This is a genomic window from Phormidesmis sp. 146-20 (assembly GCF_052939475.1).
The window spans coordinates 13,325-38,111 of record NZ_JBJPHT010000033.1 but is presented as its reverse complement, the minus strand read 5'-3'; the positions used below and the strand labels follow the sequence as shown (position 1 = coordinate 38,111).

The following is a 24,787-nucleotide window of genomic DNA, read 5'->3' as shown; positions in this document are numbered from 1 at the left end:
CCCTTGCCACAATTAACCATAATGGCAACAAAATAGTAGGTGGCTCCGTCATTCCTGCTTGGGGTGCGGAACTCAGCGATCGTTTAGACCCGTAGCTAACCTACTGATATGATGATTTCAAGATTTGCGGCCGCTCTCCTGATCGCAGGGGGGCTTCTCTCAGTGCAGGCGTTTGCAGCTAATGCGGGACAGAGCACTCGATCGAGTTCAAATGCAGGGACGATGGTTGCTCAGAAGAAAGCGAACTTGCGCTACACGCCTCCCAAGCTCCCATCACGAGGCAGACCGCGAAACACGCAGGGGGCCGCTTCTCGTGGGGGTGAAGAGGTCGCTGTGGTGCAGGTAAAACTGTTGGCACCGACGGATCACATGGGTCAAACAACTCTAGGGCATCCCAGTTTTTTTTGGTACGTTTCGGGGGCTTCTCAATTTCCGGTAGAGTTTGCCTTGTTTGAGCGGGGCGTGGCAAAACCGATGTTTGTGAAGCGGATGGCGGTCAAACAAGCTGGAATCATCAAGCTAGAAATGCCTCAAAATTTGCCCCCCTTGCAGCCTGGAAAAGACTATCGCTGGTCAATTTCGATCGTGCAGTTTCCCACGATGATTTCTCTTAATCCCGTCTCTCAATCGTTTGTGACGCGCGTTGAGTTAACGGCTGACCAGGCAAAAAAGTTGGCGACCATTACATCGGGTCGCGATCGGGCTGCTTTCTACGCAACTGCCGGGATCTGGTATGACGCACTGGCGGCGATCGCAACTGACTACTTAAACAAGCCAACTGACCCTAATCTTCGCGCAGATTTGGTGACTTTACTCAACCAAATTGGGTTGCCCCAAGTCTTAGAACAAAAGCTATAGTCGTCTGTCGTATTATTCCAACAGCCTTTGTAGGTTGGAAGAAATTTGATAACAGCGAAGCCATGCCCACCAAGGTCTTCCAATTTGAAACTGAAGCTTTTTTGTTTTGAGTGTGGAGCTTTGAGCAGAAGACATGGAGTGTTGAGCAAAAAGCGTGGAAGGCGGAGTAAAAAACAGGAACGCACCCTACGGGAAGCGAAGCTACCGCACTTCAAACAGGAACGATCGCGTTTCTGAGAAAATCAATCCACTGCCTTGCTGAAATGCTATGGTTTTTATGCTCGACCCCTCGCGGGTAACTCAAAACGACCCCTTGCGGGTAACTCGAAGAGATCGCACCTCCCTCCCATGTCTAACACGTCTTTTTTGGCATTTCAATTTACGTCTCCGGGTCCGATCTTGTTTGAGTGGGGCCCGATCGTTCTGCGCTGGTACGGGCTGCTGATTGCGTCCGCCGTCTTGATCGGAGTCAGTCTTTCTCAAACGTTAGCCACCAAGCGGCGGGTCGATCCAGAACTGTTGAGCGATCTGGCCGTGTGGCTCGTGGTGGCAGCGATTCCCAGTGCTCGGCTGTATTATGTGCTGTTTGAATGGCAGCAATATGCCCAACATCCCGAAAAGATTGTGGCGATCTGGGAAGGGGGAATTGCCATTCATGGAGCGATTTTGGGCGGTACGATCGCCGCTCTAATTTTCTCAAAGATCAAGCGAATTTCGTTTTGGCAGTTGGCGGATCTGGTGGCTCCGTCGTTGATTTTGGGACAGGCGATCGGGCGCTGGGGCAATTTCTTTAACTCAGAAGCCTTTGGCGCTCCGACCAATCTGCCCTGGAAGCTGTTTATTCCGCCCGTGCATCGTCCCGCTGGCTTTGAGAATGTTGAATTTTATCACCCCACTTTCTTGTACGAATCGCTGTGGAATTTGGCGGTGTTTGGTCTGTTGATGGCGCTATTTATTCAAGATCTGCGCGGCAAAATTCGGCTAAAAGTTGGCACGCTGTTTTTGACTTACCTGATTGCTTACAGTTTGGGTCGCGTGTGGATCGAGGGACTGAGAACCGATAGCCTGATGTTTGGTGGATTACGAACGGCGCAAATTGTGAGTCTGATTGGAATCTCGCTCGGCGCGATCGGGTTAATCTGGCTGTATGGACTGCGGCGATCGCTTCCCGATGTCGTGCCTGATCCCAACGCCAGAGATTCTGAACTCTCGCAGTAAAAATACAGCAGATTTCTAGTTAGTGAAGTACAGTTAAATTGACAAGAAGCCCGATCCTCCGAGAGTTTTAATCACTTATTTTTGTACTTCATCTATTTGCAAAGTGCTGTATCTAAAAATAAAAACCTCGATTTAAAAAGAAAAAACCCCCGAAGGGTTACTCCGGGGACTAGTCAGGGTGCATCTACCAATCCCCTTTACCCAAATCGTCGGTAGATATCCGGAAAGATTCTCCACGACAAACGTTTTTTTACCTGAGTGAGGCGCTAACAAACGTGATGAATGGGACTCCTTCAGACAATTTGCCGCGTTTGGCTCCTGGTGTTTACATTGTCGGAGCCGGGACGGGCGATCCAGAATTGCTGACCGTCAAAGCTCAAAAACTGCTGTCACAGGCAGACGTGATTCTATTTGCCGACTCTCTGGTGCCCAGACAACTCCTGGAGGGCGCTCGACCTGACGCAGAAATCGTGCCGACAGCAGACAAAACGTTGGAGGAAATTTTGCCTTTGATGATTGAGAAGGTGCGATCGGGACGGTCGATCGTGCGCCTCCATTCTGGCGATCCCTGTCTCTATGGTGCAGTCCAAGAACAGATGCAGGGGTTGTTAGCGGCTAAAATTCCATTTGAGGTGGTGCCGGGGATCAGTGCTTTTCAAGCGGCGGCGGCTCGGCTGCGGGTGGAATTGACCATTCCGGGATTGGTGCAGTCGATCATTTTGACGCGAATCAGTGGTCGTACCGAAGTTCCGCAGGCTGAAGAACTCTCGACTTTGGCAGCGCATCAAGCGAGTTTGTGCCTTTATCTAAGCGCCCGTCATATTGAGAAGGCAATGTGGAAACTGATGCAGCACTATCCTGCTGATACACCCGTCGCCATCTGCTTTCGGCTGGGTTGGGACGATGAAAAAATTAGAGTAGTGGCACTGTCAGAAATGGCGATCGTCACCCTTCAAGAAAATTTAATTCGCACTACGCTGTATGTCATCAGTCCCGCTTTGACGGCGGCCACCGTCCCTACCGAATTTATTTCAGGCGATCGTCCCCTTGATTTGACGGGTGCCCGATCGCATCTCTACGACCCTGATCACGATCGCTTGTTTCGCGCCTAGAATTTTTACGGATAGAAGCTCATATTGGGTAAGCCGAGCGTTTCTTCCCAGCCCATCATCAAGTTGAGACACTGAATTGCCTGCCCCGCCTGACCTTTGAGCAGATTGTCGATCGCTGACATGACAATCACCCGATTGTTACGAGGATCAACCTCGATGCCGATGTAGCAAAGATTGGTGCCAGCCGCCCACTTGGTTTGAGGATAGATGCCTACGGGCAAAAGTTTGACCCAGGGTGACGATCGATAAAACGCGCTGTAGATCGTCAACAGATCTTCTCGAACTAAACCCGGATCGCGCAAAGTAGCGTAAACCGTTGCGAGAATGCCGCGCACCATCGGGATCAAATGAGGCGTAAACTGCACCAGCACTTCATGACCTGCCAAATCGCTGCAAATCTGCTCAATCTCAGGCGTATGGCGGTGTCGCGTCACACTATAAGCCGCCAGCGAGTTGTCAGCCTCAGCCAGCAATAAATTAGTTTTGGGTTGTCGTCCGCCCCCAGAAGTGCCCGATTTAGCATCCACGATCGCCGTTTCGGCCACGATTAATCCCTGCTTGAGCAACGGTGACAACGCCATCAAACTCGCCGTCGGATAGCACCCCGGACAGCCCACCAACTGAGCCTGAGCAATGCGATCGCGATACAGTTCTGGTAGCCCATAAACTGCCGTTTCGGCCACATCGTGATCGGTGCGATCGCCGCCATACCAGGTTTTGTAGACATTCAGATCCGAAAAGCGATAGTCTGCCGACAGATCCAGCACTTTACAACCTTTTGCCAATAGGGTCGGAGCCATTTTGTAGGCCAGTCCATTCGGCAGCGAGAGAAAGACAGCTTGACAGCGATCGGCAATTTTGTAGAGGTCGATCGGCTCGATCTGCTGACTGACACGATGGGCCAGATGAGGATAGAGACTCGAAAATTCTTGACCTGCGCTACTGTCGCCGCCTAGATAAACCAATTCCAGGTTTGGGTGATCCATCAGCAGGCGAACCAACTGCACCCCACCATAGCCTGATGCGCCAACCACACCCACGGGTACACGCCCTAAATCACCCATGTTTTTTGACCCTTATGACAATTGAACGGCGAAACTTCTGCTGCATTGTAATGCTGAATCGGGAGATCTTAAAGAAGATCTGGTATGCCCAAAGATATAAGACTTTAGACCGAAGAAATCGTGATTCATCTTAAAACTTAAGGTCTTTGAAGTCTAGTGTCTAAATGGCAGAGGTTTGGGTGCGATCCCTGACGAATTTCTCAAACAAGTTGTCCCCTACTCTAGCGGTAGTTCACCCTACCTTTGGCGTTGTACGATACTCAGAACAGCCCGTTTGCAGAATCGAAATGATGATTTTTACCTGGTTGGTGGTGGCTTGGCTGGGCGGAACGGCGGCAATTTTGGGCAGTTTGATGACGATCGCCACCCTGCTCCTCTGGCTCGTTCCTCAAAAATCTCCGTCCTGGCAAAATCGCTTAAAACTATTGGGTGTGTCTTTGGGAATGGCGATCGTTGGTTTTGCGCTACTGATCGCGGTGCCGTTTCCTACCGTTAGTCCACACTAAATAGTCCGGCATTGCTGAATCGTGGGATGAATTGCCCCAAAGCGGCGGGAAACCCAAGGTTCAAAGTCCCCCAATTTTGGGGGATTTAGGGGGCGAAAAGATGGACACTTTCCACGCATTCACCCCTCTAGTCAGCAACGCCAATAGTTCATATTGAAGTGAAATTCTCGTCTTAAAGTTCCCAGAATTGGCAGCTTGGGAGGCAGAAGATTTGAGCAACGAACGGCAAAACTTGATCAAGTTGACTAACGCCCAGTCCAGCGTAAAACAACGACTTCCTCGCGCAGTTGTTCTTTGGTGGCGGTTGCCAGTCGAGTCCGAAAAAGATCGATGTTGACGACCTCATAGCCGAGCGATCGAGCAATATCCGCCAGCAGTTGTCCTGTGCGAATCATGACGCGCAAATAGGAAGCCTGATCCCCCACAACGTAGGCCAGTTGGGCACCTGGACGCAAAGCATATCTAAGATCCGCCAGATGTTTTGCCATGCCGCCAAAGTAAAGTTTTGTGGCTCTAGCATAGACCCGCTCAAATCCGCTCGTCTTGCCTAACTCGATTCGTCGGGCTTCGATGTCGTGGGCGATGCGCTGAATTTCGGGATGGTGCGCTACCCATTGATCGTCGTTGTCGGCTTTATAGACGTTGCGAGAATTCGATCGCATCAAGCCTTCTTTCATCGCTCGCAGTTCTGCTTTGTCGCGAATAAAGCCTAAAATCACCGATTCCAACCGAGTCGCGCGCGTGTAGTCTTTTTCGTTGGGGTAGGGCGGCGACGTGATCACAGCATCGATCGAGTCTGGCTCTAAGACTTTGAGAATGTGGCGCGAGTCAGCGTGATGAACCGTTGCGGCTGTGTCAGAAAGGGGTTGAAGGTGATGGAGATCTTGCGCGATCGCTCCCATTGCGTCGAGCCACAGTTCCACCACGGGCGCATCTTGTTTGGGCTTGCCGACACAAACTTCGGGGCTAAACTGCAAATTGCCGACCGAGTAAACTAATACTTTTGCCAACGCTAATAATTCGTGCTGACAGTAGGGCGATTTGTCTTGTTGAATCTGTTCTAGCAAGACGAGCGTTTTGTGGAGCGGAAGCGGACTAATGGAATTTTTGAGCAACAGTTTGAGGCTGTCTTCGGGGAGCGATCTCAAGGAGATATCTCCTTGAGCGTTCAACAGGTTCTGAGTTTTTTCAGCGATCTGATGGGCATGGCTCAACAGTTTGTCAGCATCGGGAGTCCAATCGACTTTTACCGTCCCGGCAAACCAGGCCATCAAATTTGCCTCAACGCCGACACTGGGAATGCCCTGTTTTTTGCATTCGACGATCGTCGTCCCGGTGCCACAAAAGGGATCGAGAACCGTTTGACCAGACTCAACCCCAAATTTCTGCAAATAATCCTGCACCAGATGCGGCGGATAGGACAGCACAAACCGATACCAATCATGAGCCTTTCGATCTTGATCACGAAGATGATTGAGGTCTGAATTGCGGTGCTCGATCTTGAGATTGGGAATGAGAGGCTGTAGGTATTGCAACGGCTCTGAAGCTGGCGTAACTGGCACTGCCATTGTAGTAGAGCAATTGCTCCCTCAAAAGTTTCTTTTTCTACACGGGCCCCCGAAGTCTGATTTGACCTCTACAAATAAGCGGCGATCGTGCCCACAAATAGCTGAAACGCTCCGGGTGTGAAGTGAGGATTTAGGCCGCCGTCGTACTCAAATTTGCTCAACATTAATTGCAGCGATCGAATGCTGTTTTTGTTAATCGAAGAATTCTGCAAGGTTTTGGCGCGAAAGACAGGAACCAACTCAGTAAATGGAATCCGCACGGTAATCCATTCCCCACTCGCGGTATCAAAGGAATGAGAATAAGCGATGCTGTCCCATTTGTCGTCGTCGCGAATTAGAAACTTATAGCGGTTGCCGTCGCCTTTTAGTCGAAGCTCAATTCCTGTGAAATGGGAGAGGTCGATCGCTGGCTCAAAGTTGCGCGTCCGAATCGAGGCAAAGCCACCTGAATTGGCTGTAGACACATTGCCTGTAAACAAAGCTGCCCCGTCCACAAATTGTACCGAACTCGCACTCACGCCTCCCATCACCACATCATCCAATGCGCCCCAACTGGTATTCATTTCAGACGCTTTGGCAAAATCAAACAACAGTCCCGACTGAGGATCAATCGCCTGCGATCGCACCGTTCCACCTTGAAACATTTTCTGAATCCAGCTTACAAATGGGATCACTTCAAAGTATGCCAGCGTTTGTACAAACCGACCTGCATCCCACTGAGTCCGTTTTTCTGAAGTCATAATCTTTGCCAACTTTTTGCCAACTTTTTGCCAACACTACGCCTATCTCTAGCTTAACGCCAGTAAAATCAGGCGGTAGAGAGAGCATGTCGATCGCCAAATCTGGTGTAATCTGCTCTTAACCATAAGGAATGCGAAATGGCTAAGTTTCAGCCTCCAGGCTTTGGGCAAAAGCATCTTGAGACCTCGTTAGGCACGATCGCTTACTACACTCCCCTGAGCGAACCCTGGACGATTGTCGAGTCGCGTCCGACTTTGGTGTTTTTACACAATTTTGGCGGCGGGTCGTCGGCTTATGAATGGTCGAAGGTGTATGCGGCATTTGCTCAGAGCCATCAAGTGATTGCCCCTGATTTGATTGGTTGGGGACGATCGTCCCATCCCGAACGCAGCTATCAGATCGACGATTACATCACCACGATCGCGGAGTTGATTCCCCAAATCGCCCAAGAACCTGTGACCGTTATTGCCTCTTCGCTGACGGGAGCGATCGCCATTCGGCTGGCCGTTCAAAAACCAGACTTGCTGCGATCGCTGTTTCTCGTCTGTCCGTCTGGATTTGCCGATTTTGGTCAGGATGCGGGTCGTAGACTTCCTTTATCGATCATTGGCACGCCTTTATTGGACAAGTTGATCTATACGATCGGAGCCATGAACGAAGTCGCCGTCCGCAACTTTTTGGAGCAGTTTTTGTTTGTGGAGCGCGATCGGCTGACCAATGAAACCGTGGCTGCCTATCTCGAATCCGCCCAACAGCCTAACGCTGAATATTCTGCTTTAGCGTTTTTGCGCGGCGATTTGTATTTTGACTTATCCCTTTACATTCCTCAGTTGACCGTTCCAACTGCACTACTCTGGGGCGCGGAGGCCCAATTTACGAATGTGACGTTGGGCCGTCGATTAGCTGCCCTCAACCCAGATGCAATCCAAGACTTTCAAGTAGTGCCAGAAACGGGAATTTTGCCTCATTTAGAACAGCCAGGAGTCGTGACGGCTCTGTTGTCAAAGTGGTTACAAAAGTTTCAGACGAGGGCCAAGCGTCCTTCAAGAGACTATTCAGACTGATGAATGAAATCTCTAAACCCATGTGAATCCGATGAAGTTGGCTCACTGCGGTGTTGGGGTCTTCTAACCCCCAAGCTGCCAATTCTGGGGGACTCTTAAATTCGGATTTCTGGTTCAAAGTCCCTGACTCGTGGGGAATTTGGGGGGCTACCCGGATTAATCACCGTAGCGAAAGATTTCATCGAATTCACGTTACTTTAAAGCGCAAAATGGACACCCCGCTACGCTGGGAATGCCCATCTCGAAAATCAATGACTCTGCGCGGCTTAACGATTGGCAGCCGGAGCAGACCCACCCTCAGCGCTACGCGGAAACGGCGAATCGACAAAGCCAATTTCTAAAAGCTGTTGGTAAGCCTTTTTGCCCAAATCTCTCGTTGGCTGCTGACTTCGGATGATTTGCACCAGTAGCGGAACGGCCAATTCGGGCTGATTTTGGGCGCGATGCACCAACGCCAACTGATAGGTCGCCTGATCACGCATCTGAGCCGTTTCTAACGCCTTTTTGCGCTGGCTGTCTGCGACTCGATTATCGATTCCTGAAAAGCTGCTGGCTAATTCTTGATAAAAGTTTGACAACTGATTGTAAACCTGACGGGCTTCTTGTAGCTTTTTGAGCGCCAGGGGATAGTTTTGGCCATTAACCGCTTTGGTGGCATCCTCCATCAAGCGTTGTCCACCCTGAAGGCTGAGAATGCTGTCATTTTGAGCAAGGGGACGCAGATCGTCGGGCTGGGCGGGCGGAGCAGAAGGTGCGGGAGTCTGGGCACCAGCGGGTCTGATCAAAGTCAGGCTTGCCAAAACCGATAGAGACATCAGCGTTGGGACGAGGCGGCGGAGAACAGTTCCAGAAGGTACCATGAATGACCTTTTACGTATTTTCAGAAGTGGGACAACTCGACACTTGGGTATCTTACCCCGTAGAGAACCCGATCGCAATGAATTGAAAACTAGCGGTCATCATGCGATCGACGCACTCTAAATCAAGCTTGTAAATCTAAGAAGCAGGAATCAGAGTCAAAGTTCCTTTTCTGAATGAAATCTTTTAGGGTGACGAATCATGCTCTCTTTACGCAGCTTGTCCACGATCGCCGCCTTCTTACAAAGCGATTTCAGCAAGTTGATTTCAGCAGATTTAGAATTCTCAGCTTTTTCTCAGGATGGTATCAGTCTGACCTCATTGTCTTGCAGCAATCTGTAATCAAGCGACGGCAAGAGTCGGTCGTATCCCATTACTCAAGGAAATAAGACCATGAAGTGGAACGTGATTTTTGTCATCGGCGCTCTAACCGTCAGTTTGGTAGCTTGCTCTACGCCTACTCCCAGCACCAATCAAGCGGCTCCCAGTGTCTCCCCAGCCGCAGATTCTATGAAACAGGGTGATGCGATGAAACAAGGAGACGCAATGAAACAGGGTGATGCCATGAAGAAAGACGGCGACGCGATGAAGAAAGACGATGCGATGAAACAAGGGGACGCGATGAAAAAAGGCGATGCCATGCAACAAGGGGACGCAATGAAAAAAGACGATGCCATGAAGAAAGATGGCGACGCGATGAAAGATACGAAAAGCAAACCCTAGTGATGTGTAGCGCCAAAAAGGGGGAGGATCAACGCTCAGATTTGTGTAGTTTTGACCGCTCCCCTGGGTCACGCTTCTGTTTCCATTTGAGCCACAAGACGATGAACAAACTTTTGCGGCAAAGGCGACAACTCCTTTTGTATCTAGGGCTTGGTCTTTCGGGAGCCGCACTGGGACTCTCATCCAGAAGTCGGAATGAACCGATTGCCCTTCCTCAAATCAGCCCTGAACCCTCGATCGCACTCCCTGACTCTGGTCGATCGCTGCCAGAATTTCAGGGCATTGCTCAGTGGTTAAACTCGTCTGCGGTGTCGATCGCCAATCTCAAGGGCAACGTTGTTCTGATTCAGTTTTGGACATTTGCGTGTATTAATTGTCAGCGGACGCTTCCTGCGATCGTGCAATGGCATCAGAAATACGAAGCTCAAGGCTTAAAGATCATCGGCATTCACACACCAGAGTTTGCCTTTGAACGCAAAGTAGATAACGTTAAGCAAGCGCTTGAGAAACACAAAATCACTTATCCGATTGCGATCGACAACGACTTTAAAACCTGGAATGCCTACGACAATGAATATTGGCCGCATTTGTTTCTCGGCGATCGTCAAGGTCTGATTCGCTATGACCACATTGGTGAAGGTGCGTATGACCAGACAGAACGACTCATTCGACAACTGCTGAAAGAGGCTTGATTGCCCATCTATAGCCGTCCTATTTGAGTTGTGATTCGGTGGTTAGTGTTTAGTGGTCGATCAAAGGCTAAAAACTAATGACTAAGAACCCGCGCTTTGAAGATTTTCACAAATGATTCAGGATTGCTATCCTAAGACTCCCTACCATGCTTTCTATCTCGCTGTCGCTGTTGGCTGGCATTTTGACTGTTTTATCGCCCTGTGTGCTGCCGATTTTGCCGATTTTGGTGGGGGGATCTCTTCAGTCACATCGTCTGGGCCCGGTGGCGCTGGTAGTCGGATTGGTGAGCGGGTTTGCGGTTGCGGGGAGTGTGATTGGGCTGACAGCAAGCTGGGTGACAGAATTGGCGAATTGGCTGCGATTTGGAGCGATCGGGTTGCTGTTGATCTTAGGCACGCTGGCAATGTTTCCAACCTGGAGTTACCGCTTATTTAGCTACTTGCCCGCGGGTCGATTGCAGCCCTCTAAGCGAGTCGGACTCTGGGGAGAATTTTGGTTAGGAACACAGCTAGGACTCTTGTGGACACCGTGCGCTGGGCCGACTTTAGGCGCAATTTTAATCCTGGCGGCTGTACATCATCAAGTGATTAGCGCCTTTGGATTGCTATTAGTTTATGGCGTGGGGGCTGCTTTGCCGCTCTTGGCGATCGCTTACGGAGGACGATTTTTTAGTCAGCGATTATTAAACTTGCGATCGTACAGTTCAACGCTACAGCGAATCGGAGGACTAATAATTGTAGGAACAGCGATCGCGATTCTGCTCGGTTGGGACATTCAAATTCAACTCTGGTTAGCCCCCCTCTTTCCACCCTTACAACTGTGAGGCTAGATGTAAATTCGCCGTACTACTGCACTGCGGTTGTCCCTTCCAAAACGTCTCCTAAATCCCCTTAAATTGAGGACTGTGAACTAAAAATTCTGTCTAAAAGTCCCTCAGAATTGGCAGCTTGGGAGGCAGAAAATTTCAACAATGCAGCGAAAAACTTCAACCCATTGCCACCCCTGCAACTCATGACAAATTCAACCCCCAAACGTCAACCAAAGCCTCCCAGTCAAGCAATCCTGGCGAAGACTTTTCATTGGGTTAATCTGCTTAGTCTCATTTTAATGATTGTTAGTGGGCTGCAAATCTACAACGCAAATCCAGTGTTTGGCGGGCGAGGCGGCTGGCGCTTTCCAGAGGTTGTGACGCTGGGCGGATGGCTGGCCGGGGGAAGAGATTGGCACTTTGCAATCATGTGGATTTATTCACTAAGCCTGTTGCTGTATGGAATTTATATCCTTGTGACTCGTCGCTGGCAACATCGATTTGCGAGTGGTGGCGATGTCAAAGCTGTGCGCGTTAGTCAAAATCAGAAGCGTAAAACCTATGCGTGGCACCGACTAGCTTACACGGCGATTATTCCAATTTTAGTGTTAGCGATCGCCAGTGGTTTAGCGATGTACAAACCTGCTCAGTTGCATTGGCTTTCTAGTTTATTTATCAATTGGCAAACGCTTCGTACAATTCACTTTATGACGGTGCCGATCGTGATCCTCTTCACAATCACTCACATATTGCTGGCGCTGAAAGTGGGAACAATTCGCCTGATCAAATCTATGTTTCTATAGCCATATGAATCTCATTCTGCCAAAACGCTTTTCACGTCGCCAATTGCTACAGTCAGGACTTTCTGGAGCCGGATTGTTATTAACGGGCTGTGGATCAAGTCTATTGTCTGAAACAGTGGGACAACTATCGGAGCCGTTAAATCAAAGCATTGAAACGCTGCTCCTGTCACAAGAGCCTGTCCCCGAATTTGATGTTGCTGCCATTGAGCCAGACAAACTCCTGATCAACTCCTTTAATGGAACGCCACAACTCGCGATCACTGACAGCAAGGAGCGTGCTCAGTTTCGATTATCGATCACGGGTCAAGTCAACAATCCCCTACGACTGAGCCTCGCAGATCTAGAGAAAATGCCGCTTACGTCGATGGTGATTCAGCATGTGTGTGTAGAAGGGTGGGCGGCGATCGTCCAGTGGGGCGGCGTGCGGTTGCGCGATTTGTTGATGCTGGCACAGCCCAAAAATGGGGCAAAGTATGTCTATTTCAAATCGGCTGACGGCTATTCAGAAAGTTGGGACTTGACTTCGACGCTGCATCCTCAAACCTTGATGGCTTATCAAAAAAATGGACAGCCCCTATCCCCCGAAAATGGCGCACCTTTACGGTTAGCGTCTCCGATTAAACTCGGCTACAAACAAAGTAAATGGGTAACGGAGATCACGCTGGTCGATCGTCTGTTACCCAACAAAGGCTACTGGGAAGATCAGGGTTATGAATGGTTTGGCGGACTGTGAGAAGGTCGCTAAATTAACGCAAATTCGACAAAGTTTTTCCGCGATCATTTTCCGCGATCAAGGGTTGATTTCTTGAATCGCCCAGGTACCGTCGCTTAGAACGTACTGTCTACGATTTTGAGGATCGCCTCGCAGTTCTAAATGATCGACTTGAGTTGCTTTGAGTAGCAGTAGACAAAAATGGGGTAAAGGTTCCACTGGGTCGGGAGGCGGCGGAGAAAACTCGATCGCATCAGCCCTCGGTTTACCAGGATGGGCCCAGGCAAATTGAATCCGCGCACTGTCTGAGAGTGTTTGCCAGGCGATTTGACGGGCGCTCTGTAGGGAAGGATCTTCACCATTTTCTCGTACCAAGGTCAGCGTCCCTAATAGACGAAACTGTTCACGAGTGTTGGGAAAGTACCAGCAAGCTTCTGCCCAAGAATTTTGGTCAATCTGACCCGCCTTTTCACTGCGAGCATCGACGACAAACTTCAATTGGTTCGTCTCGTCATCAAAAAAGCCTCGAAAGACAACCGTGCGATTTGCGGGTTTGTTGTCCGATCGCACCGTCGCCAGTTGTAAATAACGGGCATGAACGAGAGAACGGTTGCGGTGTAGAGCACGGGAGAGGGGCGATCGCCAGGGAGCAAGGGGCATGAAGGAAGGAGAAAAGAGGGCGGAAAACGATCGGCGTATTTACGTCTGCTAGTCGCTGTTCATGATTGATATTTTAAGGGCTAGGTAGACAGAATGAAAGAGATTTTTTGATGACGACCCTCAGAGTTAATCACAACAAATTATTGAATCTTTAGATGAAGATCATTTGTACAGACTTAACACCTCCTTGAGGGCTGATATCGAGATAGAAATCTTTGAGAATGGAGGATTTGAAACTCTCTCGCAGGGTGCAAGTTCAAAATAACTGTCTCGTCTAGTATTGTAGGGCCAGTTGACTCCACGAGAAAAGTTAAGAGTCAACCATTCACAAAAGTAGGAGATCTATCTATTATGTTCTTTCACAAAAAAGAAACAATTCATACAGTTAATATTGATGAAGCCAATCCTCGGTTTGCTCAACTTTTGCTAGAGCAATTTGGGGGGGCAACGGGTGAGCTTTCTGCGGCGCTGCAATACTGGGTGCAGTCTTTTCACGTCGAGAATGCTGGAATTAAAGACATGCTTCAAGACATTGCGATCGAAGAATTTGGACACCTAGAAATGGTCGGCAAACTGATCGAAGGACACACCAAAAATGTCGATCAAACAGACGCTTACAAAAGCACTTTATTTGCAGTCAGAGGTATGGGGCCGCACTTTTTAGACAGTCAGGGCAACGCTTGGACGGCAAACTATCTGAATGAAGGCGGCGATGTTGTGCGCGATTTGCGTTGTAATATTGCAGCCGAAGCGGGGGCCCGACAAATGTATGAAGACTTGATCAAATTAGCTCCTGATGAAGGCACCAAAAAAACGCTGGTACATCTTCTGACTCGTGAAATTTCTCACACTCAGATGTTTATGAAAGCGCTGGATTCTTTGGGCAAGTTGACCGATCCCATGTTTGGCAATGTTGCTCCCGATGAGACGGTTGATATCTACTACAATCTCTCTTCTAACGGCAAAGAAGATGAACGCGGCCCCTGGAACTCAGAGCCAACTTTTCGCTACATCGCCGACCCAGTTAAACAGAGCTAACGATAATTTCAGCAAGGTTTTCTGACAGAATAACCACAAAAAAATGGGTAGTGGAACCTGCGATCGTCCATTACCCATTATTTCTAAAAAATCAGGTTGTCTTTTAACGTCAGAATAGCTGGAGATTGATGTTAGCTTCGCAGGAGCCTTCGGAGAGCATCTATGATTTGTGCAAGAAGCCTATTATCTTCAAAACTTCTAGACCAAACGGAAGATAAACGGATAGCGGAATGGCTCGTCAGGCTTACCAAAACAGTGAAGCAGCGCCCAAGCGGTCAGCCCCCAATGGAGAGCAAACCCAATCCCAAAAACGATCGCTCCAAATAGCCCAAAGGTAATCAGAGACGGCAAGAAAACAACGATTCCTAACACCACTGCCCAAAACCAGACATTAAAGTGAAAGTTAATCGATTCTTTGGCGTTGGCTTTGACGACAGGATCATCAGAAATTAGGGTAATCACGATCGGCACCCCGATCGATAAGATGGTCGTGCTAAAAAAGATTGCTCCGTGAGACAGGCAAGATAACAGCTTGCGCTTGTCCGAATCGTAGGTTCCCTGCATTCTTGAGTCTCCTGTTTTGATGGGGTTCGTAGTCTGATCGTACCGTTTCCCGTTTGGTAGTCAGTAGTGGAGTTTACCGTACTCTCCTACTCGTAAAACATTTCTCTTCAGTTAGGTTTAATTTTCTCAAGAATCTGTCGAACGATCAGTCTCTTGATGCGTCTTAGGGGTGAGGATAACTTCTGGATTAAAGGGTTGTGCGGTGAAGCCGTTAGCTGAATTGTTTTGCACAGGTTGAGAAAATCGCTGCGCTAGACTGACGAAATCGGAGGGCACCATTACGATCGTCGTGGTGTTATTTTCTGCCCCAACTTCGGTCAGCATTTGTAATCGACGTAACTCTAAAGCGACCGGATTGGCATTGATCATTTGAGCTGCTTCGGCTAATTTTGCGGAGGCTTCCTGTTCGGCATCGGCTTTAATGATGCGGGCCCGCTTTTCTCGAATGGCTTCGGCTTCTTTGGCCATCGCTCGCTGCATTGTCGGCGGAATTTCGACATCTTTGGTTTCGACTCGCTCGATCACAATGCCCCAGGGTTCTGTGATTTCATCGACGATTTCTTGCACTTTGACGTTAATTTTGTCGCGGTTTTGCAGCACATCATCCAGAATGTTTTGTCCGACAACATTTCGCAGCGTCGTGAGTGCCACTTGATAAACGGCGACTTCGTAATTTTCGACTCGATTAATGGCTTTTGAAGGGTCAATAATTCGGTAATAAAGGACAGCATTCACGCGAATCGTCACGCTATCGGCCGTAACGGTTTCTTGTGGCTCGATGTTGACCGTTTTAGTCCGAATATCAATTTGAACTTTTTGATCAACAAAGGGCATGATCCAATACATTCCCGGCCCCAAAACGCCTTTAATTCTCCCCAGTCGAAAAATTACGCCGCGCTGATATTCTCGATCGATCTTCAGTCCGTTGAGCGACAAAATTAATAGAGCGCCCAAAAAGGCAGTCACTAGGCTTCCCATAATCGTTTTTGTTAATAGTGATAGCTCTGTTCTAACACGGCGATCGCAGTGGACTGGTAGGTAAAAAGTCACGAGTCAACAGCGTTTTGTAGTTGCCTCTAAATCGTCTACTTGTCAGAGACTCTAAACCGCAAATCTGGTCTTAAGTTCCCCAGAATTGGCAGCTTGGGGGCAGAAGAACCCAATAACGCAGCGAAAACCCTTCCTCAAACGGACATCAGATCAAGCTGGCTTCTAGAAGTTCAGAAAAATTCAGAATCGCGATCGTCTCTCATCAGACCACAATCGGCTGAAAGTCTAGGCAGCAGGGCAGTCTCACGCCGTCTTATCGGAATTAGCGTAAGAATTTGTAATAAAAACGCTCATCAAATCAGACTAACGTAACAAAGGATGCGGTTTTTTAACCTTTGAGGCTTGACACGCCAGCAAACTTATTTAGCGTTGGGAAGTTTAGAATGAGCAGTAATTTAGCAACGAAACTCCGCGAGGGCACCAAGAAAGCGCACACAATGGCAGAGAACACGGGATTCATCTCGTGCTTTTTGAAGGGCACTGTTGAGAAGAATTCTTACCGCAAACTGGTTGCAAATCTTTACTTTGTCTACTCAGCGATGGAAGAAGCGATGCACCAGCATCAAGACCATCCCGTTCTCGGCAAGCTGTACTTCCCAGAGCTAGACCGCAAAGCCAGTCTCGAACAAGATCTCGCCTACTACTTTGGCCCCAATTGGAAGTCAGAAGTCGTACCCTCTGAAGCTACAAAGCTTTATGTCAAGCGCATTCAAGACATCGCCGCTACCCAACCCGAACTGTTGATCGCACATCTCTACACCCGCTACATGGGCGACCTCTCTGGCGGACAAATTCTCAGAAAAATTGCTCAAAATGCAATGAACTTGTCTGACGAAGATGGATTGGCTTTTTACTCGTTTTCCCAAATTCCAGACGAGCGAGCCTTCAAAAAGATGTATCGCCAGCAGTTGGATGAAGTCCCCGTCGATGAAGCAACAGACGATCGCATCGTCGAAGAAGCCAATGACGCATTTGGGCTAAATATGAAAATGTTCCAGGAGCTTGAAGGGAATCTGATCAAGGCGATCGGGGTTCAACTATTCAATCTGCTGACTCGTAAGCGCAATCGTGGCAGCACCGAGTTGGCAACGGCTGAGTAGTCAAGTCCTCTAAACTGACAACCTGAACGAACAATCCGCGTTATTTTGAATCCTGGAGGCTTGGTGGACAAAACTATCAAGCTTTCAGGATTCGTAGTTTGAAAGGAGACAAGATGGCGGCGAAGATTCCGGTTACGGTGATTACAGGCTTTTTGGGAAGTGGCAAAACGACGCTGATTCGCAATCTGCTGCAAAATAATCAAGGTCGGCGCATTGCAGTTTTGGTGAATGAGTTCGGTGAGTTGGGCATTGATGGCGATTTGCTGAGATCTTGCGAGGTTTGCCCCGAAGATGAGTTATCCGAACCTAGCCCTTCTAACATTTCTTCTAACATTGTTGAACTGACGAATGGCTGTCTCTGTTGCACTGTTCAAGAAGAATTTCTGCCGACGATGCTAGAGCTACTCAAACGTCGAGACAGTCTGGATTGCATCTTGATCGAAACTTCTGGATTGGCACTACCAAAACCTCTAATCAAAGCCTTCCGCTGGCATGAAATTCGCACGGCGGCCACGGTCGATGGCGTGATTACTATTGTCGATTGTGAGGCAGTTTCTTCGGGAACCCTGGCCAGTGATTTGCAGGCGATCGCCGCCCAACGCCAAGCCGACCCCAACCTCGACCACGAAACCCCTCTGCAAGAACTCTTTGAAGACCAACTCGCCTGCGCTGATCTGGTGATTCTTAATAAGACTGATTTGGTGGACGACGCAACTCAGGCTGAGGTGAAAGCGCTAGTCCAAAAAGAATTGCCCAGAGCCGTAAAAATTGTTGCCAACGGCCGCAGTGCTTCAGGGGTAGAAAGTCAGCTAGATCCCAATTTGTTGTTGGGATTTAATGCTGCGGTTGAGGATGATTTGGCTGCGCGTCCCAGTCACCACGACTTTGAAGAAGAGCATGATCACGATGATGAGATTGGCTCGACTCACATTATTTTGGATCGATCGTTTGATCCAACCCGGCTGAGAGCAAAACTAGAAAGTCTGGTGCAAGAGCAGGAAATCTATCGAATTAAGGGATTTGTGGCGGTTCCCAATAAAGCGATGAGAATGGTCTTGCAGGGAGTGGGATCACGGTTTGAGCAGTTTTACGATCGCCCCTGGCAACCGGAAGAACCTCGCCAAACTCGCCTGGTTTTTATCGGACGGGATCTGAGTCCTCAAGAGATCGAATCCAAACTTGTAGCGCTCGCGTAGCTCAAAGCAGATGCCCTCAGAACGAAGCGGTAAAGCGGCAGACTGAAGCGGCCGGGGCAAAGCCTCTTCTACTCTAAACGGCTTCTCCACATTCATCGACTAAGTAGCAGAGCGATCGAAACCGCAGTCCCACAAACTGGTCATAGAGCGGATTGAGCTTACACATGGGCGGAATGTGGGCGACGGTTTTGCCAAACAGCGTGATGTCGCGCTCAAACGGACACTGGGCGGGGATCAATTTGCAGATCAGGTGAGCCAGCTTACGATCGCGGATGTCGATCGCGTCTAGTTTTTGACGAATGGGATTGAGAAAACTAAAGCGAGGTTGAGGTGGGCGAAGGGATTGGAAACCGATATCAAAAGTCATTTCTGAGTGAGACATAAAAGCCACCTTGGTTGTCGATGAGAATCAATCTTTTTGGCTGAGATTTGCTGAATTTGTAGGGAACCAATGAATCAATTTGTTCTTTCACTATCAAGATACAAACAGCGACTAAGATTTCCGTAAAGCTAAGAATCGATTCGCTGAGTTTTTGATTAATTTTCGGTAAACCTGTTGCAAATAAACAGCAGGAACTCGCCTCTGATAAGGACTCCGACCTACTTCATCAATGAGATAGGCTGTGGATATAACTGGTTAAATTCCAGCTTTAATCCTATTTAAAGCTCTGTTAACAAAACCACACAGTATCTAAAAGGGTAGTTTTTCGTTGGGAGTTAATAAAACTATCTCCTGCGATATTAGCCTTTAGATATAAGTAGGATAGCTTGTGTTTGTAAGAGATTGGATTTGTAGTTTTTATTACCAAACTCAGCTTTATTAAACTCTTTTGCTGAGGATGGAACAACATTTCAAGGAGAGCAATTTCAGAGAGATATCTGCTCCAGCAGAGCGCACCTCAAGCAGCGTCCTCTAGAGGATACACCGCTCATTTCAGGAAATCGGGACGTAGCCGCGATGTTGTCAGTCAGCCCAGACCTTTTAACCGATCGCTCACAGTCCCAAATCAACCGCCACCCGATGGGCACAGGCAAACCCCGAAAACGCCACCGCATTTAGCCCTTGACCCGGAAAGGTACTATCTCCGACACAGTAAAGGTGAGCGATCGCCGTCCGATTAAAGGGCATTCCCAACAGTCCAGGAAGTTTGCGGGAGGGAATGGGGCCATAAGTACCGTTTGCCCGTCCCAGATAGCGGCGATGCGTGCGGGGCGTGCCGATTTCCTCGTAGTCGAGGTGTTGGTTGATCGTGGGGAAGAGGGTTTCTAAGCGATCGATGACGCGACCGGCCGCCGCCTCTTTTTTTTGCTCGTACTCGCTGAGCGACAGATTTTGCCAGTAGCTCATCCAGCTAGGCGTAAAGGCGTGAATGATGTGATAGCCATCGGGGGCAAGACTGGGATCAAGCAGCGTCGGAATCGAGACAAAAATCGTTCCCTGTTCGGCTTCCATGTTGTCCCAATCTTCGAGCAAAATGTGGTGACACTCGGTTCCAATGGGGAGCGCTTCAGCCTTCACGCCCAAATGCAGACTCAAGAAACTGGGTGATTGTTGATATCGCTGCTGCCATTTTTTCTCAGACTTGGGCTTGCGGCTCTCAGGCAGTAGCTTATCAAACGTATCCCAGCGAGTCGCGTTTGAGATAATCCGTTTGGCTTGATAGACCTCTCCCGTGGCAAGCTTTACGCCTGTCGCTCGTCCGTTTTCGGTCAAGATTTCCGTGACGTTGGCTTTGTACTGAATGTGACCGCCCGCTTTTTCTAGCCCTTCGACTAACTTTTGGGCGATTTGTCCGACTCCACCTTTGGGATAATTGATGCCGCCATAGTGACGATCGCTAAACACCATTCCCGCATTGATCATCGGCGTTTTGTCTGCCGGGACGACTGACCAGATGTAGCAATCCATGTCGATAAACTTCAGCAGTTCGGGGTCACGAATAAACCGTCGTGCCAGGTCGCCCACATTTTGAGGCAAATATTTAGCCAACCCCAAACAAGCCATCGGATGCTGAAAAAAGACTCGCGTCAGATAGCCCAACTCTTCTAGAGAGAGCAGATCCATCACATTCAAACAGTTAAATACCTTCCAGCACTCATCATAAAACTGGCGAATTCCCTTTTCTTCGTGGGGAAAGCGATCGCTCAACTCATGAATATATTTCTCATAGTCTTTGTGGACTTTTAGCGCTAACCCGTTGGGCAAATGGTAGTGAATCTGAACCGGATCAGGCACCGTCTCGATCGACATGTCCACCGCTTTGAGCGCACGAGTTAACAAGTTGGTGGTGCCACGATCGCCAAACCCAAAAATCATCGATGCGCCGACATCAAACCGATAGCCCGATCGCTCAAAATAGCCAGCGCTGCCTCCGGGGATCAAGTACCGCTCCAACACCAAAACGCTGGCCCCTTTCGTTGCCAATTGAGTGGCTGTCACCATTCCCCCAATTCCAGAGCCAATGACGATCGCGTCGTAAATTGTGGAAGAAGTCGATCCTGAAGATGAGCGAGAAACAGAAGCCATGAGTTCAGAAGTAAAAGCCACGTCTTCCAGTGTATCGGAGTTGATGCGGCGTGTCGTTTGCGAGGGTTCAAGCGTTGGGGCTGATGGGTCTGAGAACTGGGCGATTTTTTCTAGGGTGTCCCTCGGATGTAACTAGCGGATGCGGTACTCTAGATCAGTTCTCAACAGACGGTTTATGGGCTTGCGTGCAATTCGATCGATCTACACAGACGGAGCTTGTTCTGGAAATCCTGGCCCTGGCGGCTGGGGAACGGTGGTCTATTTTGCAGATGGTTCCATTCATGAAATGGGAGGATCAGAACCGCAAACCACCAACAATCGAATGGAGATGCAAGCAGCCGTAGCGGCCCTCAAATTTTTGGCAGACTCTGATCAGCAGGACGCGATCGCCCTCTACACCGACAGTGAATATGTCAAAAATGGCATCACCAAATGGATCAGAGGCTGGAAGCAAAAAGGCTGGAAAACCGCCGCAGGCAAAGCCGTTCTCAATCAAGATTTGTGGGAAATTCTAGACGAACTCAACTCAAACCAGGTTGAATGGCGGTATGTGCGCGGACACACAGGCGATGTTGGCAACGAACGGTGTGATGCGATCGCCCGTGCCTTCTCACTCAAACAAACGCCTGCTCTAAAGACCCTCAACGACCCAACACCCGATTCTGAGGTTGCTATGACGGACACATCTACGACTGCGATCGACTCCTCAGAAGAGTTGCCCCGCGAGATCCGAGTCGAACAACTGCGAGGACTGGTTGAAACCCTGCACATCGCCGACGAAATCGCCAGCCGTGCCTATCTGATCACCAGTTCGGAGTTGGCGGATTTGATGGATGTCAATGCCAGCGCGGTCACCAGTCGAGGCGATAACTGGGTTTGGCGCAATTGGGTGGTGTCACGAGTTCGCCGCGAAGGAAATCAGATTCTCTGGCAGCTAGAGCGGGTTGATTGAGGGAAGGATGAGGAATGAGGAATGAGGGAGGAGGGAGGAGGGATGAAAGGTTGGTTCAATTGATTTGTGAATGTTTGCATCCCTCGTTTTGTAAATTGGCGTTGCTGAATCAGGGGATGAATTGCCCCAAAGTGGAGGGGAACCCAATGTTCAAAGTCCTCCAATCTTGAGGAATTTAGGGGGCGAAAAGATTGACACTTCTCACAGATTCATTCTTCCAATCAGCAACGCCGTAAGTTTACCCATCTGCCTTTAATGATGAGTCTGAAAGTCAAAGTTCCTGGAATTGGAGGATCTAGTTAACTCTCCAAGATTGGCAACTTCTTTCAAAACTCCCTTGCTAAAGCCTGGAAGCTGTCTGGAGACGGAGTTTTTGAGATTATTAGAAGCTGTTTTTGAAGTTGCGGGGGCCGTCGTAGCCTGAAGCTTTTGCGAGTTCTTCTAGAGGCTGCTGTCCAGCGTAAAATTTGCCGTTGATCTCCCAAGTAGGGAAGCCAAAGCCGCGACCTGTCTCTTTTTCAACCTTGGGCGCAATCTCTCGACACAGGTTTGCTTGAGGATTTTTGCCGTCTTCGGCACACTCAATCGAAGGCAAGTACTGAAGCGCTTCGGCTCCAAATAATTTCTTTTGCTCGTAGCAGTGAGGACACCAGTAAGCGCTATACATCTTGGCGTTGATATTTTTGAGATGTTGAGCGAGTTTGATTTCTGCTTCGCCTGACGTGTCTTTGACGGTAAAGAACGCCTGACCGTTGGCAGGCCCGATCGTATACTCGCCAGCCTTAGCTGTCGGAGCCGAGTAGACGGCCAGCGTCCCGACCAAAGTCACCATCCCTACCACAATGCCAATCATGAATAGCTGACCAATGTCTTGCCACGATCGCCCCACCAGCGTCAATACAAACAGCGCCGTCGCAAAAAGGGCAGAGGCGATACAGTAATAGCAAATCGTCTTTAGCTCAAAGGCCATAATGTACATCAGATAGCCGCTAAACAGCAGCATGGCCGTTGAGATTGCAAACAGCAGCAGCCATGTCCAATTGTCTAGACTAGTTCGCAGCGATTTATTATTTTCCGCACTCACGGCTAATGGCACCAGAGACAGCACTGCCACACTCGCGTAAGCAAGAAACCCAAATAAGGCAAGCGGCAGCCCAAATACGGTGGCGTACGGGCTAGAAAGCACCAGGTCACAGCCACCCGCCGGACAAGCCACTTCTCCGCCAAATAGCTTGGTCGCAGTGATGTAGCCTGTGATGATGGCTCCCAACGTGGCGATCGCACCAATGATCGGACGCGACCAGCGATGAATCCAAGGTGTAGAACGTCTGCGAATCATAATGTTTTGAACAGGAGTAGCTCGACTGTTAGCAAGGCATTGGTGACGACGATAAAGTCACTCCTTTTATTTTGACCGATCAAATCCACATTAAAAAGGTTGAGGTCGGTAAAAAGGTTAAGAGCGATCGCCCCCAGCTTAGATCAAAATGGTCAGAGTCGTCCAAGTTCAACCCTGGTAAAGCAACTGATTTGCGTTCTCAACCCTGGAACTTCAAAAATTAGCTTGCAAAGTGTTGCTAACTTTGCTACCTTAGTTAAGCGCTGAATCAAGCACCCCAATTCGCCGGGATAGCTCAGTTGGTAGAGCAGAGGACTGAAAATCCTCGTGTCACGAGTTCAAGTCTCGTTCCTGGCATCTTCTAGCTGAAATAAAATGTTCTGTAATTCACTATTTGAAGGGGTTACGGGATATTTGCATATTTGCAATCATCCCTAATCATCCCTAATAACCCCTAATCCCCCTCTAGTTTTTAGGCAAGTTTTAGTCAAATGATTGCAGGACGATTGGCACAGGCTAACGGACGGTTGAAGGCTTCTAACGTGGGTGTCAGCATCGAGGCTGTTGGGAATCGTCTTTATCTACGATCGACCTTCCCTCCCAAACCAGACTCTGATAAAGAAAAACCTTCTCAGCAGCGCTTGACGCTTGGCTACCATGCCAACCCCACCGGATTGAAACTGGCAGAGCAGGAAGCCAGAAAAGTTGGGGCGTTGCTAGACTGTCACGAATTTTCATGGCAACCCTATTTGAGAGAATCTGCGATCGACCCACTGACGATCATAAATTGGGTGGACAAATTTGAGTCTGACTATTTCAACCGCCGCAAGCGATCGCCCAAAAGCGAGACGACCTGGAAGACAGACTACTCTCAAGTTCTCTCACGTCTACCGCCGGATGAACCGATCACGCTGCAACTGTTGACGAGTGCCATCACGGGCACAGAAGCCGATTCTAGGACTCGTCAGCGCTTTGTGGATGTATTGGGGCTAGAGGCGAATTTTAAGCCACTGAGGGGCAATTATTCACCGAGTAAGGTGATGCCGCGTGACTTGCCAACCGACGAAACGATCGCGCAGTGGCGAGAGGGAATCCCTAACCAGAAATGGCGGTATGCGTATGGGTTGATTGCAACCTATGGACTCAGACCGCATGAAGTGTTTCATTGCAACCTGGACAAATTTCCAGTGCTGCAAGTGGGAGAAGCCACGAAAACAGGGCAGAGACGAATCTATCCGTTCTACCCTGAGTGGCTTGAACTGTGGAACTTGAGAGAGGGGACATTGCCGACGGTGAGCGGCCGCAACAATTCTGATTTGGGCAGCCGGGTAAGTCACCAGTTCAAGCGCTATGAAGTGCCCTTCCCTGCTTACAATTTGCGACACGCCTGGGCGGTGCGATCGATGGAGTTTGGGTTAGACATCAGCCTGGCTGCCCAACAGATGGGGCATAGCGTAAGAGTCCATAGCGAGATCTATCACGCCTGGATCAGTGAGGAGGTTCACCAGAGAGCGTATGAGGCGCTGATGCTGAGAGCCGATCGCCCCTTGCCTCCTAGCCCCTCATCTCCGGAGGAATCTCTAAAGCCTCCTCACAGCGTTTGAGGTGCCATCGGTAGGTGGGTCTAGCCGCT

General features: G+C 49.3%; 25 protein-coding genes and 1 tRNA gene. 16 read left to right on the top strand and 10 right to left on the bottom strand.

From position 1 onward, the window contains the following. Positions 1-108 precede the first annotated feature (108 nt). The 3 genes from ACKFKH_RS22070 (at position 109) to cobM (ending at position 3,188) form a co-directional block, all read left to right on the top strand. Positions 109-858, top strand: a complete 750-nt coding sequence (locus tag ACKFKH_RS22070; RefSeq protein WP_446860509.1) for a DUF928 domain-containing protein — start codon at positions 109-111, stop codon at positions 856-858. Positions 859-1,206: 348 nt separating this feature from the next. After that, positions 1,207-2,076, top strand: a complete 870-nt coding sequence (gene lgt / locus ACKFKH_RS22065; protein ID WP_446860508.1) for a prolipoprotein diacylglyceryl transferase — start codon at positions 1,207-1,209, stop codon at positions 2,074-2,076. Between the two features lie 278 nt (positions 2,077-2,354). Beyond that, positions 2,355-3,188, top strand: coding sequence for a precorrin-4 C(11)-methyltransferase (gene cobM / locus ACKFKH_RS22060; RefSeq protein WP_446860507.1), 834 nt, complete (start codon positions 2,355-2,357; stop codon positions 3,186-3,188). Positions 3,189-3,193: 5 nt separating this feature from the next. Here cobM and argC read toward each other — a convergent pair whose 3' ends face one another. After that, positions 3,194-4,252: an N-acetyl-gamma-glutamyl-phosphate reductase gene (argC, locus tag ACKFKH_RS22055; protein WP_446860506.1), complete on the bottom strand. Its 1,059-nt coding sequence runs from the start codon at positions 4,250-4,252 to the stop codon at positions 3,194-3,196. Positions 4,253-4,539: 287 nt separating this feature from the next. Here argC and ACKFKH_RS22050 point away from each other — a divergent pair, with 287 nt between their 5' ends. Further along, on the top strand, positions 4,540-4,758 hold the full coding sequence (locus ACKFKH_RS22050) for a hypothetical protein (RefSeq protein WP_446860505.1): 219 nt from the start codon (positions 4,540-4,542) through the stop codon (positions 4,756-4,758). 245 nt (positions 4,759-5,003) lie between these two features. Here ACKFKH_RS22050 and ACKFKH_RS22045 read toward each other — a convergent pair whose 3' ends face one another. Together ACKFKH_RS22045 and ACKFKH_RS22040 are read right to left on the bottom strand one after the other, a co-directional pair. Next, positions 5,004-6,326, bottom strand: coding sequence for a DNA methyltransferase (locus ACKFKH_RS22045; RefSeq protein ID WP_446860504.1), 1,323 nt, complete (start codon positions 6,324-6,326; stop codon positions 5,004-5,006). Positions 6,327-6,394: 68 nt separating this feature from the next. Continuing rightward, positions 6,395-7,066: a CIA30 family protein gene (locus ACKFKH_RS22040; RefSeq protein WP_446860503.1), complete on the bottom strand. Its 672-nt coding sequence runs from the start codon at positions 7,064-7,066 to the stop codon at positions 6,395-6,397. A gap of 138 nt (positions 7,067-7,204) precedes the next feature. On the opposite strand from ACKFKH_RS22040, the gene ACKFKH_RS22035 reads away from it, so the two are divergent. After that, complete coding sequence (locus ACKFKH_RS22035) at positions 7,205-8,131, top strand: alpha/beta fold hydrolase (RefSeq protein ID WP_446860502.1); 927 nt, start codon at positions 7,205-7,207, stop codon at positions 8,129-8,131. Between the two features lie 266 nt (positions 8,132-8,397). Here ACKFKH_RS22035 and ACKFKH_RS22030 read toward each other — a convergent pair whose 3' ends face one another. Further along, positions 8,398-8,991, bottom strand: a complete 594-nt coding sequence (locus ACKFKH_RS22030) for a hypothetical protein (RefSeq protein ID WP_446860501.1) — start codon at positions 8,989-8,991, stop codon at positions 8,398-8,400. A 391-nt stretch (positions 8,992-9,382) separates the two neighbouring features. On the opposite strand from ACKFKH_RS22030, the gene ACKFKH_RS22025 reads away from it, so the two are divergent. The 5 genes from ACKFKH_RS22025 to ACKFKH_RS22005 all read left to right on the top strand — a co-directional run bounded on the left by ACKFKH_RS22025 (position 9,383) and on the right by ACKFKH_RS22005 (position 12,749). Next, complete coding sequence (locus ACKFKH_RS22025; protein WP_446860500.1) at positions 9,383-9,712, top strand: hypothetical protein; 330 nt, start codon at positions 9,383-9,385, stop codon at positions 9,710-9,712. Positions 9,713-9,813: 101 nt separating this feature from the next. Then, positions 9,814-10,404, top strand: coding sequence for a thioredoxin family protein (locus ACKFKH_RS22020; protein WP_446860499.1), 591 nt, complete (start codon positions 9,814-9,816; stop codon positions 10,402-10,404). A gap of 146 nt (positions 10,405-10,550) precedes the next feature. Continuing rightward, the gene (locus ACKFKH_RS22015) at positions 10,551-11,228 is read left to right on the top strand and encodes a cytochrome c biogenesis CcdA family protein (RefSeq protein ID WP_446860498.1); all 678 of its coding nucleotides are present in this window, start codon (positions 10,551-10,553) and stop codon (positions 11,226-11,228) included. A 188-nt stretch (positions 11,229-11,416) separates the two neighbouring features. Then, positions 11,417-12,016, top strand: a complete 600-nt coding sequence (locus ACKFKH_RS22010) for a cytochrome b/b6 domain-containing protein (RefSeq protein WP_446860497.1) — start codon at positions 11,417-11,419, stop codon at positions 12,014-12,016. Between the two features lie 4 nt (positions 12,017-12,020). After that, complete coding sequence (locus ACKFKH_RS22005) at positions 12,021-12,749, top strand: molybdopterin-dependent oxidoreductase (RefSeq protein WP_446860496.1); 729 nt, start codon at positions 12,021-12,023, stop codon at positions 12,747-12,749. 57 nt (positions 12,750-12,806) lie between these two features. Here ACKFKH_RS22005 and ACKFKH_RS22000 read toward each other — a convergent pair whose 3' ends face one another. Further along, positions 12,807-13,388 (bottom strand): Npun_F5749 family FMN-dependent PPOX-type flavoprotein, encoded by a 582-nt coding sequence (locus ACKFKH_RS22000; protein ID WP_446860495.1) that lies wholly within the window; start codon positions 13,386-13,388, stop codon positions 12,807-12,809. 351 nt (positions 13,389-13,739) lie between these two features. Here ACKFKH_RS22000 and ACKFKH_RS21995 point away from each other — a divergent pair, with 351 nt between their 5' ends. Further along, positions 13,740-14,426: a manganese catalase family protein gene (locus ACKFKH_RS21995; protein ID WP_446860494.1), complete on the top strand. Its 687-nt coding sequence runs from the start codon at positions 13,740-13,742 to the stop codon at positions 14,424-14,426. Positions 14,427-14,624: 198 nt separating this feature from the next. Here ACKFKH_RS21995 and ACKFKH_RS21990 read toward each other — a convergent pair whose 3' ends face one another. Both ACKFKH_RS21990 and ACKFKH_RS21985 read right to left on the bottom strand, forming a co-directional pair. Then, entirely contained in the window at positions 14,625-14,990 is a 366-nt protein-coding gene (locus ACKFKH_RS21990) for a DUF4870 domain-containing protein (RefSeq protein WP_446860493.1), read from the bottom strand. A 126-nt stretch (positions 14,991-15,116) separates the two neighbouring features. Continuing rightward, on the bottom strand, positions 15,117-15,968 hold the full coding sequence (locus ACKFKH_RS21985; RefSeq protein WP_446860492.1) for an SPFH domain-containing protein: 852 nt from the start codon (positions 15,966-15,968) through the stop codon (positions 15,117-15,119). A 455-nt stretch (positions 15,969-16,423) separates the two neighbouring features. Between ACKFKH_RS21985 and ACKFKH_RS21980 the strand changes: the two genes are divergently transcribed. Together ACKFKH_RS21980 and cobW are read left to right on the top strand one after the other, a co-directional pair. Continuing rightward, complete coding sequence (locus ACKFKH_RS21980) at positions 16,424-17,140, top strand: biliverdin-producing heme oxygenase (RefSeq protein ID WP_446860491.1); 717 nt, start codon at positions 16,424-16,426, stop codon at positions 17,138-17,140. A gap of 113 nt (positions 17,141-17,253) precedes the next feature. After that, entirely contained in the window at positions 17,254-18,336 is a 1,083-nt protein-coding gene (cobW, locus tag ACKFKH_RS21975) for a cobalamin biosynthesis protein CobW (RefSeq protein WP_446860490.1), read from the top strand. 73 nt (positions 18,337-18,409) lie between these two features. On the opposite strand, the gene ACKFKH_RS21970 is transcribed toward cobW, so the two are convergent. Continuing rightward, positions 18,410-18,718, bottom strand: a complete 309-nt coding sequence (locus ACKFKH_RS21970; protein ID WP_446860489.1) for a Mo-dependent nitrogenase C-terminal domain-containing protein — start codon at positions 18,716-18,718, stop codon at positions 18,410-18,412. A gap of 612 nt (positions 18,719-19,330) precedes the next feature. Then, positions 19,331-20,863, bottom strand: a complete 1,533-nt coding sequence (crtH, locus tag ACKFKH_RS21965) for a carotenoid isomerase (RefSeq protein ID WP_446860488.1) — start codon at positions 20,861-20,863, stop codon at positions 19,331-19,333. Between the two features lie 139 nt (positions 20,864-21,002). Here crtH and rnhA point away from each other — a divergent pair, with 139 nt between their 5' ends. Further along, positions 21,003-21,815, top strand: coding sequence for a ribonuclease HI (rnhA, locus tag ACKFKH_RS21960; protein ID WP_446860487.1), 813 nt, complete (start codon positions 21,003-21,005; stop codon positions 21,813-21,815). Between the two features lie 382 nt (positions 21,816-22,197). On the opposite strand, the gene ACKFKH_RS21955 is transcribed toward rnhA, so the two are convergent. Next, complete coding sequence (locus tag ACKFKH_RS21955; RefSeq protein WP_446860486.1) at positions 22,198-23,154, bottom strand: vitamin K epoxide reductase family protein; 957 nt, start codon at positions 23,152-23,154, stop codon at positions 22,198-22,200. Positions 23,155-23,438: 284 nt separating this feature from the next. Here ACKFKH_RS21955 and ACKFKH_RS21950 point away from each other — a divergent pair. After that, a tRNA-Phe gene (locus ACKFKH_RS21950) sits at positions 23,439-23,511 on the top strand. A gap of 134 nt (positions 23,512-23,645) precedes the next feature. Beyond that, complete coding sequence (locus tag ACKFKH_RS21945; protein ID WP_446860485.1) at positions 23,646-24,758, top strand: site-specific integrase; 1,113 nt, start codon at positions 23,646-23,648, stop codon at positions 24,756-24,758. Positions 24,759-24,787 lie beyond the last annotated feature (29 nt).